The 13,259-nt window shown below is 71.1% G+C and carries 14 protein-coding genes; 10 read left to right on the forward strand and 4 right to left on the reverse strand.

Annotation, left to right across the window (positions count from 1 at the left end; all coding sequences use genetic code 11):
• The 6 genes from BGO22_RS21265 to BGO22_RS21290 form a co-directional block, all read left to right on the forward strand.
• Positions 1-513 (forward strand): thiolase family protein (locus BGO22_RS21265; RefSeq protein WP_502686490.1); only part of this gene is annotated, 513 nt, incomplete at its 5' end.
• Positions 514-616: 103 nt separating this feature from the next.
• The gene (locus tag BGO22_RS21270) at positions 617-1,285 is read left to right on the forward strand and encodes an SDR family oxidoreductase (RefSeq protein ID WP_204744016.1); all 669 of its coding nucleotides are present in this window, start codon (positions 617-619) and stop codon (positions 1,283-1,285) included.
• Between the two features lie 14 nt (positions 1,286-1,299).
• A complete protein-coding gene (locus BGO22_RS21275) occupies positions 1,300-1,932 on the forward strand; it encodes a pyridoxamine 5'-phosphate oxidase family protein (RefSeq protein WP_286852391.1) in 633 nt (210 codons plus the stop codon).
• 1 nt (position 1,933) lies between these two features.
• On the forward strand, positions 1,934-3,064 hold the full coding sequence (locus BGO22_RS21280; RefSeq protein WP_204744018.1) for an acyl-CoA dehydrogenase family protein: 1,131 nt from the start codon (positions 1,934-1,936) through the stop codon (positions 3,062-3,064).
• A 126-nt stretch (positions 3,065-3,190) separates the two neighbouring features.
• A complete protein-coding gene (gene trkA / locus BGO22_RS21285) occupies positions 3,191-4,582 on the forward strand; it encodes a Trk system potassium transporter TrkA (protein ID WP_204744019.1) in 1,392 nt (463 codons plus the stop codon).
• A gap of 13 nt (positions 4,583-4,595) precedes the next feature.
• Positions 4,596-6,059 carry a TrkH family potassium uptake protein gene (locus BGO22_RS21290; RefSeq protein WP_070400429.1) on the forward strand — a complete coding sequence of 488 codons (1,464 nt, stop codon included), beginning with the start codon at positions 4,596-4,598 and terminating at the stop codon, positions 6,057-6,059.
• 109 nt (positions 6,060-6,168) lie between these two features.
• On the opposite strand, the gene BGO22_RS21295 is transcribed toward BGO22_RS21290, so the two are convergent.
• Positions 6,169-6,873 carry a glutathione S-transferase N-terminal domain-containing protein gene (locus tag BGO22_RS21295; RefSeq protein WP_070400428.1) on the reverse strand — a complete coding sequence of 235 codons (705 nt, stop codon included), beginning with the start codon at positions 6,871-6,873 and terminating at the stop codon, positions 6,169-6,171.
• A 95-nt stretch (positions 6,874-6,968) separates the two neighbouring features.
• Here BGO22_RS21295 and BGO22_RS21300 point away from each other — a divergent pair, with 95 nt between their 5' ends.
• Both BGO22_RS21300 and BGO22_RS21305 read left to right on the forward strand, forming a co-directional pair.
• Positions 6,969-7,370: a YchJ family protein gene (locus BGO22_RS21300; RefSeq protein ID WP_286852392.1), complete on the forward strand. Its 402-nt coding sequence runs from the start codon at positions 6,969-6,971 to the stop codon at positions 7,368-7,370.
• On the forward strand, positions 7,367-8,008 hold the full coding sequence (locus BGO22_RS21305) for an HAD family hydrolase (protein ID WP_286852393.1): 642 nt from the start codon (positions 7,367-7,369) through the stop codon (positions 8,006-8,008). Before BGO22_RS21300 ends, BGO22_RS21305 begins: the two co-directional genes overlap by 4 nt.
• Before the next feature lie 12 nt (positions 8,009-8,020).
• On the opposite strand, the gene BGO22_RS21310 is transcribed toward BGO22_RS21305, so the two are convergent.
• The 3 genes from BGO22_RS21310 to BGO22_RS21320 form a co-directional block, all read right to left on the reverse strand.
• A complete protein-coding gene (locus BGO22_RS21310; protein WP_286852394.1) occupies positions 8,021-9,124 on the reverse strand; it encodes an alpha-hydroxy acid oxidase in 1,104 nt (367 codons plus the stop codon).
• Between the two features lie 26 nt (positions 9,125-9,150).
• Positions 9,151-9,831 carry a Fe2+-dependent dioxygenase gene (locus tag BGO22_RS21315; protein ID WP_286852395.1) on the reverse strand — a complete coding sequence of 227 codons (681 nt, stop codon included), beginning with the start codon at positions 9,829-9,831 and terminating at the stop codon, positions 9,151-9,153.
• A 129-nt stretch (positions 9,832-9,960) separates the two neighbouring features.
• Positions 9,961-10,983, reverse strand: coding sequence for an AraC family transcriptional regulator (locus tag BGO22_RS21320; RefSeq protein WP_286852396.1), 1,023 nt, complete (start codon positions 10,981-10,983; stop codon positions 9,961-9,963).
• A 118-nt stretch (positions 10,984-11,101) separates the two neighbouring features.
• Here BGO22_RS21320 and BGO22_RS21325 point away from each other — a divergent pair, with 118 nt between their 5' ends.
• Both BGO22_RS21325 and BGO22_RS21330 read left to right on the forward strand, forming a co-directional pair.
• Positions 11,102-12,709 (forward strand): carboxyl transferase domain-containing protein, encoded by a 1,608-nt coding sequence (locus tag BGO22_RS21325; protein WP_204744022.1) that lies wholly within the window; start codon positions 11,102-11,104, stop codon positions 12,707-12,709.
• A gap of 8 nt (positions 12,710-12,717) precedes the next feature.
• The gene (locus BGO22_RS21330; protein ID WP_070400422.1) at positions 12,718-13,233 is read left to right on the forward strand and encodes a DinB family protein; all 516 of its coding nucleotides are present in this window, start codon (positions 12,718-12,720) and stop codon (positions 13,231-13,233) included.
• Positions 13,234-13,259 lie beyond the last annotated feature (26 nt).

Below are 13,259 nucleotides of genomic sequence, written 5' to 3' on the forward strand. Positions count from 1 at the left end.
ATCAAGCTCGACAAGATCCCCGCGCTCAAGCCGGCGTTCAAGAAGGACGGCACCATCACCGCCGCCTCCAGCTCCTCCATCAACGACGGCGCCGCCGCGCTGGTGCTGGCCAAGGCCTCCACCGCGCAGCGCCTGGGCGCCAAGCCCATCGCCCGCATCGTCGGCCACGCCACGCACGCGCAGGAGCCCAATTGGTTCACCACCGCGCCCGTCCACGCCACGCAGAAGCTGCTGGCCGCCACCGGCTGGAAGGTGGGGGATGTCGACCTGTGGGAAGTGAACGAAGCCTTCGCCGTGGTGCCCATGGCCCTGATGGCCGAGCTCAAGGTCTCGCACGACAAGCTCAACGTCAACGGCGGCGCCTGCGCCCTGGGCCACCCCATCGGCGCCAGCGGCGCGCGCATCCTGGTCACCCTGATCCACGCGCTGCAGGCGCGCGGCGGCAAGCGCGGCGTGGCCACGCTGTGCATCGGCGGCGGCGAAGCCACGGCGATGGCCATCGAGCTGCTGTGAACCACCCCCGCCGCGCTTCGCGCGACCCCCTCGGGGGGGCGGCACCGACGGCCCGGCAACGCCGGTTCCGTGGTGTCCCTGGGTCGCTTCCCCTCTGACCCGCATGGCCACCGTTCTGGTCATCGGCGCCTCGCGTGGCATCGGCCTCGAATTCGTGGGCCAGTACCGCGAGGCCGGTGAGCGCGTGATCGCCACCGCGCGCGACGACGCCGGCCTGGCGCGCCTGCGCGAACTCGGTGCCGAGGCCCTGCGCGTGGACGTGGCCGAGCCCACCAGCGTGAGCGGCCTGGCCTGGCAGCTCGAGGGCGAGAAGATCGACGTGGCCCTGTACGTGGCGGGCGTGTTCCCGCAGGGCAGCGCACGGACGCCGCCCACGCGCGAGGCCTTCGACCACGCCATGCACGCCAACCTGCTGGGCGCCATGCAGGTGATCCCGCAGGTGGCCCCGCTGGTGGAGGCCGCGCGCGGGCGCTTCGCCTTCCTGTCCAGCGCCATGGCGCAGATCGCGGGCGTGGCCGACAGCCGCGGCTGGGTCTACCGCGCGAGCAAGGCCGCGCTGAACATGGCGGTGGCCTCGGCCCAGCACGACTACCCCGAGGCCATCCTCGTCGCCATCTCGCCCGGCTGGGTGCAGACCGACATGGGCGGGGCCTCGGCCCCGCTCTCGCCCGAGCGCAGCGTGGCGGACATGCGCCGCACCCTCGCGCGCCTCACGCCCCGCGAGGGCGGCCGCTTCATCGACCACGACGGCCGGCCGTTCGACGGCTGGTGAGCCAGGGGCCTTCCATGATCCAGACCCTCGAACAGTTGCGCGGCCTCTACGCCGCCCCGGGCGAGCGCGCGCGCCGCAAGCAGCTGTCGCGCATCGACGCGCACGCCCGCCGCTTCATCGCGCTGTCGCCCTTCTGCGTGCTCGCCAGCGGCGGCGCCAACGGCCGCCTGCTCGACGCCTCGCCGCGTGGCGGCGAGGCCGGCTTCGTGAAGGTGCTCGACGAGCACACCCTGCTGCTGCCCGACTCGGGCGGCAACAACCGGCTCGACACGCTGGAGAACCTGATCGCCGACCCGCGCCTGTCGCTGATCTTCCTGGTGCCCGGCGTGGAAGAGACGCTGCGCATCAACGGCCGCGCGCGCCTGCGCGACGAGCCCGAGTTCGTGGACCGCTTTGCCCAGGAGCGCCAGCGGCCCAAGCTGGTGATCGAAGTCGCGGCGCGCGAGGTCTACCTGCATTGCGCCAAGGCCTTCATGCGCTCGCGCCTGTGGGAGCCGGCGGGCTGGCCCGCGCGCGACGCGTTGCCGACCATGAACCAGATGATCAGCGACCAGATGGGGCTCGCCGCGCCCACCGAAACCCAGGAGGCCATGCGCGCGCGCTACCTCGCGCAGCTGGTCCAGGAACAGAGTCCCGAGAAGGAATGACATGCTGCTGACCCCCGACCAGGAAGCCGTCCGCGAGGCGGTGCGCGCCTTCGCCCAGGCCGAGCTCTGGCCCCACGCCGCGAAGTGGGACAAGGAGCACCACTTCCCGGCCGACGTGCACCGCGGCCTCGCCGAACTCGGCGCCTACGGCATCTGCGTGCCCGAATCGTTGGGCGGTGCCGGCCTGGACTACGTGAGCCTGGCCGTGGTGCTGGAGGAAATCGCCGCCGGCGACGGCGGCACCAGCACGGCCATCAGCGTCACCAACTGTCCCGTCAACGCCATCCTCATGCGCTACGGCAGCGCCCGGCAGCAGGAGCGCTGGCTGCGTCCGCTGGCCGCCGGCCAGATGCTGGGCGTGTTCTGCCTCACCGAACCGCACGTGGGCTCGGACGCCTCGGCCTTGCGTACCACGGCGGTGAAGCAGGGCGGCGACTACGTGCTCAACGGTGTCAAGCAGTTCATCACCAGCGGCAAGAACGGCCAGCTCGCCATCGTGATCGCCGTGACCGACAAGGCCGCGGGCAAGCGCGGCATGAGCGCCTTCGTGGTGCCCACCGACACACCGGGCTATGTGGTGGCGCGGCTGGAAGACAAGGTGGGCCAGCACAGCAGCGACACGGCGCAGATCAATTTCGAGAACTGCCGCATCCCGGCCGACAACCTCATCGGCGCGGAGGGCGAGGGCTACAAGATCGCGCTGTCGGCGCTGGAGGGCGGGCGCATCGGCATCGCGGCGCAGAGCGTCGGCATGGCGCGCAGCGCCTTCGACTGCGCGCTGGCCTACGCCAAGCAGCGCGAGAGCTTCGGCCAGCCCATCTTCAACCACCAGGCGGTGGGTTTTCGCCTGGCCGAGATGGCGACGCAGATCGAGGTGGCGCGCGCCATGGTGCTCCACGCGGCCGCGCTGCGCGACGCCGGGCGCCCCTGCCTGAAGGAGGCGGCCATGGCCAAGCTGTTCGCCAGCGAGATGGCTGAACGCGTGTGCAGCGACGCCATCCAGGTGCACGGTGGCTACGGCTACGTGAGCGACTTCCCGGTCGAGCGCATCTGGCGCGACGTGCGCGTGTGCCAGATCTATGAAGGCACCTCCGACGTACAGAAGATCCTCATCCAACGCGCCCTGGCCTGATGACCAGAGAACCCCTCCGGCGCGAAATGCCTTGACCGAGGGTGCCGCGGAACCGGCTTTGCCGGGCCGCAGGCACCGCCCCCTGGGGGGTGACGCCGCAGGCGGCGCGGGGGGTACCATCCTTTTATGAACATCATCATCCTCGGGGCCGGCCGCGTGGGCGAGAGCGTGGCCGAGAGTCTGGTCTCCGAGCAGAACGACATCACCGTCATCGACATGGACCCGGCGCGCCTGCGCCTGCTCGAAGACAAGCTCGATCTGCGCGGCGTGGTGGGCAACGGCATCCAGCCCTCGGTGCTGCGCGACGCCGGCGCCAAGGACGCGGACATGGTCATCGCCTGCGCGGCGGCCGACGAGACCAATCTCGTGACCTGCAAGGTGGCGCACGACGTGTTCAACGTGCCCACCACCATCGCGCGCCTGCGCTCGCCCGAGTTCATCGAGGGCGACGAACTGCTCTCGCAGACCGGCTTCTCCGTCAGCCACGTGCTCTGTCCCGAAGAGTCCGTCACGCGCTACATCCGCCAGCTCATCAGTTACCCCGAGGCCCTGCAGGTGCTGGAGTTCGCCGATGGCCGCGCCAGCCTCATCGCGGTGCGCGCCAACCACGGCGGCGCGCTCGTGGGCCACACCATCGGTGAGTTTCGCGAGCGCTACACCCGCTGCGAAATGCGCGTGGTCGCGCTCTACCGGCTCGACACCGAGATGGAGGCCACGCCCTCCACCCGCATCCTCGCGGGCGACGAGATCTTCGTGCTCGCCGACACCGACAAGATCCGCGACGTGCTCTCGGCCATCCACAACACCGACAAGCCCGTGCAGCGCGTGATGATCGCCGGCGGCGGCCGCGTCGGCCTGCGCCTGGCGCGCAGCCTGGTGGGCCAGTGCGAGGTGAAGCTGCTGGAGCGCGACAAGAAGCGCTGCGAGTACCTGGCGAGCCAGCTGCCCTCGAGCATGCTGATCCTGCAGGGCGATGGCGCCGACGAAGACCTGCTGGAGGAGGAGAACGTGGGCGAGATGGACATGTTCCTCGCGCTCACCAGCGACGACGAGGACAACATCATGTCGGCCATGCTGGCCAAGCGCCTGGGCGCGGGGCGCGTCATGGCCCTCATCAACCGCCGCGCCTACGCCGACATGATGCAGGGCGGCACCATCGACATCGCGATCTCGCCCTCGCAGGCCGTCATCGGCGAGCTGCTCACCCACATCCGCCGCGGCGACGTGGCGGCCGTGCACAGCCTGCGCCGCGGCGCGGCCGAGGCCTTCGAGGGCATCGCGCGCGGCGACGCCAAAACCAGCAAGCTCGTGGGCCGCCGCATCGAAGAGCTCAAGCTGCCCAAGGGCACGCGCATCGGTGGCATCGTGCGCGGCGAAGGGCGCAACTCCGAGGTGCTGATGCCGCACCACGACCGGCTCATCGAGGCCGGCGACCACATCATCCTGTTCATCCCGAACAAGCGCCTGGTGCGCGAGGTCGAGAAGCTGTTCCAGGTCAGCGCCACCTTCTTCGGCTGACGGCCGAGCGACCATGCAATCCCTCTGGCTGCCCGTCCTCAACGTCTTTTCGCGCGTGCTGCTGGCGTTCTCGCCGACCTTCCTGGTGCCCATGGCCTGGGCCTGGTTCCTCGACAAGAACCACCACGTGCTGGTCTGGGCCTTCGGTTTCGCGGCCACCGTGTGCAGCGGCTGGGCCCTGTGGATGCTCACGCGGCGGCACCGCCGCGAGCTCATGCCGCGCGACGGCTTTCTGCTGGTGAACCTGGTGTGGGTGGTGCTGCCGGCCTACGCCGCCGCGCCGCTGTACTACAGCGTGCCAGACCTGAGCCTGAGCAAGGCCTACTTCGAGGCCATGAGCGGGCTCACCGCCACCGGCGCCACGGCGATCTCGGGGCTGGACCTGCTGCCGGTGTCCATCAACGTCTGGCGCTGCTTCCTGCAGCTCGTCGGCGGCCTGGGCATCATGCTGCTGGTGGTGGCCGTTCTGCCGCTGCTGGGGCTGGGTGGCATGCAGATCTACCGCGCCGAGACGCCCGGCCCCATGAAGGACACCAAGTTCACCCCGCGCATCGCCGAGACCGCGCGCGGCCTGTGGGGCGTGTACGCGCTGTTCTCCGTGGCTTGCATGCTGGCCTACCGCTGGGCCGGCATGGGCTGGGCCGACGCCTTCATGCACATGTGCACCACCATGGGCCTGGGCGGCCTGTCGCCCTACGATGCCAGCTTCGGACACTACAACTCGGCGCGCATCGAGTGGGTGGCCACCGCCTTCATGACCATGGCGGGCATCAGCTTCCTGCGCTACTTCGTGGTCATCAAGCACCGCTCGCTGCGGCCCATCACCAACGACCGCGAGATCCGCACTTACCTGGTGGTGCTGGCCGCCGCCATCGCCGTGGTGACGCTGCTGCTGCTGGTGAACGGGGTGTACACGGACGTCGGCACCGCCCTGCGCAGCGCGGCCTTCCACGTGGTCTCGGTGGCCACCACCACGGGTTATGCGTCGGTCGACTACGCGCAGTGGCCGGTGTTCGCCCCGGTGCTGCTCATGTTCCTGGGCTGCTTCGCCTCCTGCGCGGGCTCCACGGGCGGCGGCATCAAGATGGTCCGCATGGTGCTGCTGATCAAGCAGGCGCGGCGCGAACTGGTCCGCATCATCCACCCGCGCGTGGTCAACCCGGTCACGCTGGCCGGCGGCGTGGTGCCGCCGCAGGTGATGAACGCGGTGTTCGGCTTCATGCTGATCTACGGCGCGGCCACCGTGGGCCTGACCATGCTGCTGCTGCTCACCGGGCTGGACATCGTCACCGCGTTCTCCGCCGTGGTCGCCACGGTCAACAACATCGGCCCGGGCCTTGGGCTGGTGGGGCCGGCGAGCAACTATGGCGTGCTCAATGACGGCCAGATCTGGGTGCTGAGCTTCGCGATGATGCTGGGCCGGCTGGAGCTGTTGACGGTGCTGGTGCTCTTCACTGGCCACTTCTGGCGGAAGTAGGAAGCCCCCCTGCGCCGCTGCGCGGCTTCCCCCGGAGGGGGGACGGCGCCTGCGGCCTGGCAGAGCCGGTTCCGCGGCGCCCCTGGACGACGACCCTTCGTGCGTGGGCTCAGTCGCGCGCCGGGATGTTGAGCCCGCGCTGCACGGCGGGGCGCGCGACAAAGGCCTCGAGCACGCGCTGCACCTCGGGGAAGTCCTGGAAGCCGACGATCTCGCCCGCGCCATAGAAGCCCACGAGGTTGCGCACCCAGGGAAAGGTGGCGATGTCGGCGATGGTGTACTGCTCGCCCATGATCCAGCGCTTGCCCTTGAGGTGCTGGTTCAGCACCGCCAGCAGGCGCTTGCTCTCGTTCACGTAGCGGTCGCGCGGGCGCTTGTCCTCGAAGTCCTTGCCGGCGAATTTGTGGAAGAAGCCGAGCTGGCCGAACATGGGGCCGATGCCGCCCATCTGGAACATCAGCCACTGCAGGGTCTCGTAACGCGCGCCGGCGTCGCGGGGCAGGAGCTGGCCGCTCTTGCTGGCCAGGTAGACCAGGATGGCGCCCGATTCCCACAGCGCCAGCGGCGTCCCCTCGGGACCGTTCGGGTCGATGATGGCCGGGATCTTGTTGTTCGGGTTGAGCGAGAGGAACTCGGGCGAGAGCTGGTCGTTGGTGTCGAAGCGCACCAGGTGCGGCTCGTACGGCAGGCCAGTCTCTTCCAGGGCGATGGACACCTTCACGCCATTGGGCGTGGGCAGCGAGTACAGCTGCAGGCGGTCGGGGTGCCGGGCGGGCCACTTCTTCGTGATCGGGAAGCTGTCGAGAGCGGTCATGGGTTCTCCTTGGGGTGCGCGCATTGTGCGGTCCGCCCCGCGTGGCCCCAGGGATTGCAGGGGCATCGATAATCCGTCCTCTTCCGCGATTCCCGATGCCCACCCCCACCAGCGCGCCCTGTCCCTGCGGTCGCGGCCCCGCCTTCGACGCCTGCTGCGGCCGCTACCTCGGCACCGCCACCCCCGCCCCCGACGCCGAATCGCTCATGCGCTCGCGCTACAGCGCCTTCGTGCGCGGCGACGTGGCGCACCTGCAGGCCACCTGGCATGCCAGCACGCGGCCGGCCACGCTGGACCTGGAGCCGGGCGTGAAGTGGCTGGGGCTGCAGGTGCGCGCGCACCGCGCCATCGACGCCGACCACGCCGAGGTCGAGTTCGTCGCGCGCTCGCGCGTGGCGGGCCGGGGCCAGCGCCTGCACGAGCGCAGCCGCTTCGTGCGCGAGGGGGGACGCTGGTACTACGTGGACGGCGATTTTCCGAGCGAGGACAAGCGGTGAGTTTCGAGGCGGTTTTGTTTGATTGCGACGGCGTGCTGGTCGACAGCGAGCCCATCACCAACGGTGTGTTGCGCGAGTCGCTCGTCGAGGCGGGCTGGGCGATTTCGCCCGAGGACTGCGAGCGCCTGTTCATCGGCCGCGCGGTGCGCGACCAGCGCGCGCTGATCGAGCAACACACCGGCCGCCCCTGGTCCGAAGAATGGCTGCAGGCCTTCTACGCGCGGCGCAATGAGCGCTTGCGCGCCGAGCTCAAGGCCATCGAGGGCGTGCACGAGGCCGTGGCACGGCTGCACGGCTTGGTGGGCGGGCGCATCGCCTGCGCCTCGGGCGCCGACCGCGCCAAGGTGGTGATGCAGCTCGAGCAGGTGGACCTGGCGCGCTGGTTCGGCGACGCCATCTTCAGCGGCCACGACCTGCCGCGCTCCAAGCCGGCGCCCGACGTCTACCTGGCCGCCGCCGCGCACCTGGGGGTGGACCCGAGGCGCTGTCTGGTCATCGAGGACACCGCGCCCGGTGCCCAGGCCGGCCTGGCCGCGGGCGCCACGGTCTGGGGCTTCTGCACCCAGGGCCATGGCCGCGCCTTCGAGGGCCTGCCGGTGGCGCGGGTGTTCCACCACATGCGCGAGCTGCGGCTCTGAGTGGTGCGCGGCTCAGCCGCCGCGCCAGATCCGGCTCTCGTCGATATCCGCCAGCGTGCGGCAGCCCGTCAGGGCCATCGCCATCTCCAGTTCCGCGCGCAGCAGGTGCAGCACATGCGCCGCGCCGGGCGCGCCGGCGGCGGCCAGGCCATGCAGCACGGGCCGGCCCACCAGCACGGCCGAGGCGCCCAGGGCCAGCGCCTTGAACACGTCGGTGCCGCGGCGCACGCCACCGTCCAGCAGCAGCGGCAGGCGGCCGTTCACGGCGCGCGCGATGGCGGGCAGGGCCTCGATGGTGGCGGGCACGGTGTCGAGCACGCGCCCGCCGTGGTTGGAGACGATCACGCCATCCAGGCCCTCGTCGGCCGCGCGCACGGCGTCCGCGGGCGAGAGCACGCCCTTGAGCAGGACGGGCAGCGTGGTCTGCTCGCGCAGCCAGGCGATGTCGCGCCAGGTCAGGGCCGTGTCCACCAGCGGGCTGCCGAACAGGGGCGGGCGACCCAGGGGCGCGGTGTGGGGCGGCGGGTTGCGCACGCCCTGCAGGTTCACGGCGCTCAGGCCCGGCGGCAGCGCGAAGCCGGCGCGCCGCTCGCGGTTGCGCGGGCCGCTCACGGGCGCGTCCACCGTCACCACCAGGGCGCGGTAGCCCGCGGCTTGCACGCGGTGCACCAGTTCGCGGGTGAAGCCGCGGTCGTGCTGCACGTAGAGCTGGAACCACAGCGGCGCGGTGGCCTGGCGCGCCAGCGCGTCCAATGGCAGGCCAGCCTGCGTGCTCACCACCATGCCCGCGCCCAGGGCGCCGGCGGCGAGCACCGTGGCCCTCTCGCCGTCGGGGTGCGCGAGCTGCTGGTAGGCCACCGGGGCGACAAAGATGGGGTGCTCGAAGGCCTGGCCCAGCAGCGTGAGCCGGGTGTGGGCGCCGGCCAGCTCGGCCAGCGCGCGCGGCGCCAGGCGCAGGCGCTGGAAGGCGGCCTGGTTCTCGCGCAGGGTGATTTCATCCGCCGCGCCGCCCTGCAGCCAGGCCCAGGCCGCGGGCGTCATGCGCTCGCGCGCCAGCGGTTCGTAGTCGCTGACGGCGGCCACCTCGGGCGGGATCTGCGCCAGCGGCGGCTTCATGTCGCGTGGGCTCGCCGATGGCGACATCAGGTGTTCGCCCATTGCCGCAGCAGGTTGTGGTACACGCCGGTGAGCCGGTCCAGCGCGGGGTGCCCGGGCGTGTCGCGCACGAGTTGCTGGATGGCGGTGTCGAGTTCGAGCATCAGTGTGCGCTGGCTGTCGTCGCGCACCAGGCTCTGGACCCAGAAGAAGGCCGCCAGCCGCACGCCGCGCGTGACCGGGGTGACGTGGTGCAGGCTGGTGCCGGGGTAGAGCACCAGGTCGCCGGCCGCCAGCTTGGCGCTGTGCTGGCCGAAGCTGTCCTGCACGGTCAGCTCGCCGCCCTCGTACTCGTGGGGCTCGCTGAAGAACAGGGTGGCCGACAGGTCGCTGCGCACCCGGTGCGGCGTGCCCGGCACGCTGAAGATGGCCGCGTCCACGTGCGCGCCGTACCGGCCGCCGCCCTGGTAGCGGTTGAAGCGCGGCGGCAGCACCTTCAGCGGCAGGGCGGCCGACAGGAAGAGTGGGTGCTGGCCCAGGGCCTGCAGGATCAGGTCGCCGACCTGGCGCGCCGCCGGCTGGTCGTCGCCCAGCTGCTGGTTGTGCTTGACCTGGGCGGCCAGGTGGCCGGCGGTGGCGCGGCCGTCGGTCCAGTCCGCGGTCTCCAGCGACTGGCGGCACTGGCGCAGCTGCTCGGGCGTCAGCACCTGGGGAATGCGCAGCATCATGGGCGGGCAATTTAAATGAGAACGATTCCCGATTGTGACCGGCTTTTGTCCCGAGACACCGCGGAACCGGCGTTGCCGGGCCGAGGCCGGCGCGCGGGGGCGCGCGCGCTCGTCGGGTGGGCTGCCGCGTCAGCGCCGCCGGAAGTCGCCAGGCGACTGTCCCGTCCAGGCCCGGAAGGCGCGGATGAAGCTTTTCTCGTTGCGAAAGCCCGCCGCCTCGGCCACCTGCTTGATGGGCCGGTCGGTGCGCAGCAGCAGCTGGCTCGCGCGCTCGCGCCGCACCTCGTCCTTCAGCGCCTGCAAGTTGGCCCCTTCTTCCCTCAGCTGGCGGTGCAGGGTGCGCGCCGAGGTGTGCAGCAGGGCGGCCAGGTCGTCGGCGTTGTGGGTCTCCAGCGGCTGGCGGGCCAGCAGCTGGCGCACGCGCTGCACCAGCAGGCGGTCGCGCCGGTAGGAACGCACCGTCAGCGGCAGCGCGCGCTGCAGCAACTGGCTCATGGCCGCTTCGTCGCGGCGCAGGGGCAGGCTGAGGTAGCGCGAATCGAAGTGGATGGCGGCCTGGTCTGTGCCGAAGCGGGCCGGGGCGTCGAACAGCACCGCATAGGCCTCGACGTGCGGCGGCGGCGCGTAGGGGAAATGCGCCTCCAGCAAGGGGATGCGCGAATCCACGAACCAGGCCGCCAGGCCGTGGATGTTGCGCAGCACCGAGACCACGCACAGCTCGGTGAGCGGGCCGGGGTCGCGGCGCAGGCGCAGGGCGATGGCGGCGCGCTCGCCGCTGGTCTCGACCGAGAGCGCGACCGCGTTCGCCAGCAGGCCGTGGTGGCGGCACCAGCGCTTGAGCGCCACCGCCAGCGTGGGCGAGGACAGCGAGGCCCGCGCCAGCAGCCCGTAGCTGCCCCAGGGCAGCGCCCGCTCGAAGCAGCCCAGGGCCTCGTCGTCGAGCTCGCGCATGGCCGCGTAGGACACAGCCTCCATCTGCGCGGCGGTGATGCGCGCTGGCGGATCGTTCAGATGCTCTGGCGGAATTTGTGCCTGCGCCAGGGCCGCCGCCGGGTCCATGCCGCGCGCCCGGTAGGCCAGCGCCATGGCCCGGACCAGCGCCATGGGCGTGAGGGCGGGGCCGGGCAGCAGGTCGGGGGTGTCCGCGGGCATGGCGCGAGTGTGCCACCGCGCCTGGTCTGGTGGCGCGATTTGCAACCGCCATGGCGGCCGGTGGTGGCGGCCGGGGGTGTACCCTCGCCCTTCGTTCGCCCACCACACGAGACAGGCCATGCCCATCCTGGAGACCAAGCTCAACCCCCGATCGGCCGAATTCCAGGCCAACGCCGAGGCCATGCGCGCCCAGGTGGAGGACCTCAAGGTCCAGCTCGCCCAGGCCGCCCAGGGCGGCGGCGAGGCCGCGCGCGCCAAGCACGTCAAGCGCGGCAAGCTGCTGCCGCGCGAGCGCGTGCAGATGCTGCTGGACCCCGGCACGCCCTTCCTGGAGCTGGCGCCCCTGGCCGCGCACGGCATGTACCACGGCGACGCGCCCTGCGCCGGCCTGATCGCCGGCATCGGCCGGGTGAGCGGCGTCGACTGCCTGATCGTCTGCAACGACGCCACCGTCAAGGGCGGCACCTACTACCCCATGACGGTGAAGAAGCACCTGCGGGCGCAGGAGGTGGCGATGCAGAACCAGCTGCCCTGCATTTACCTGGTGGACTCGGGCGGCGCCAACCTGCCCAACCAGGACGACGTCTTCCCCGACCGCGAGCACTTCGGCCGCATCTTCTACAACCAGGCCAACATGAGCGCGCAAGGCATTGCGCAGATCGCGGTGGTGATGGGCTCGTGCACCGCCGGCGGCGCCTACGTGCCCGCCATGAGCGACGAGACCATCATCGTGAAGAACCAGGGCACCATCTTCCTGGGCGGCCCGCCGCTGGTGAAGGCCGCCATCGGCGAGGTGGTGAGCGCCGAGGACCTGGGCGGCGGCGACGTGCACACGCGCCTCTCGGGCGTGGCCGACCACCTGGCGCAGAACGACGCCCACGCCATCGCGCTGGCGCGCCAGGCCGTGGCCACGCTGAACCGCCGCAAGGAGGCGAGGCAGGCGCTGATCGAGCCGCGCGCGCCCAGGTATCCGTCCGAGGAGCTGTACGGCGTCATTCCCACCGACACCCGCAAGCCCTACGACGTGCGCGAGGTCATCGCGCGCCTGGTCGACGGCTCCGAGTTCCACGAGTTCAAGGCGCGCTTCGGCAGCACCCTGGTCTGCGGCTTCGCGCACATCGAAGGCATGCCCATCGGCATCGTGGCCAACAACGGCGTGCTGTTCTCCGAAAGCGCGCAGAAGGGCGCGCACTTCATCGAGCTGTGCGGCCAGCGCAAGGTGCCGCTGCTGTTCCTGCAGAACATCACCGGCTTCATGGTGGGACGCAAGTACGAGAACGAGGGCATCGCGCGCCACGGCGCCAAGATGGTCACGGCCGTGGCCACGGTGCAGGTGCCCAAGTTCACCATCATCATCGGCGGCAGCTACGGCGCGGGCAACTACGGCATGTGCGGCCGCGCCTACAGCCCGCGCTTCCTCTGGATGTGGCCCAACGCGCGCATCAGCGTCATGGGCGGCGAGCAGGCCGCGAGCGTGCTGGCCACCGTCAAGCGCGACGGCATCGAGGCCAAGGGCGGGTCCTGGAGCGCCGAGGAAGAGGCGAAGTTCAAGCAGCCCCTGCTCGATCAGTTTGCGCACCAGTCGCACCCCTATTTCTCCAGCGCCCGCCTGTGGGACGACGGCGTGATCGACCCCGCCGACACGCGCCGCGTGCTGGCGCTGGCGATGTCGGCCACGCTGAACGCGCCCATCGGTGAGCCGAAGTTCGGCGTGTTCCGCATGTGAGCGCAGCCATGGACGCCCGCGCCCATTTCCTCACGCTCGCGCGCTACCACGCCTGGGCCACGCGGCGCCTGCTGGAGGCGGTGGCCGCGCTCGACGAAGACGCCTACCGGCGCGACGTCGGCCTGTTCTTCAAGAGCGTGCACGGCACGCTGAACCACCTGCTGGTGGGCGAAAGCCTGCTGTGGTTTCCCCGCTTCGCGCGGGGCGAATCGCCAGCGCTGGCCCTGGACATGGAGGCCGAGCCCGATCGCGCGCGGCTCGCGCAGGCGGTGCTCGATGGCGCGCTGGCCTGGGACGGGGCCATCACCCACTGGCCCGCCGAGCGCTTCGACGGTCGCCTGCGCTACACGCGCTCGAATGGCGAGGCCATGGACCTGCCCTTCGCGCCCACGCTGGCCCATGTGTTCAACCACGCCACGCACCACCGCGGCCAGATCACCGCGGCACTGACCCTGCTGGGGCAACCGGGGCCCGAACTGGACCTCGTGCGCTTCCTGCAGCTGCAGCCCGCCCGGACCGGCTGAAGCCGGCCACCCTTGACGGAGACACC

The sequence above is a fragment of the Hydrogenophaga sp. 70-12 genome, from assembly GCF_001897365.1.
GTDB lineage: Bacteria > Pseudomonadota > Gammaproteobacteria > Burkholderiales > Burkholderiaceae_C > Hydrogenophaga > Hydrogenophaga borbori.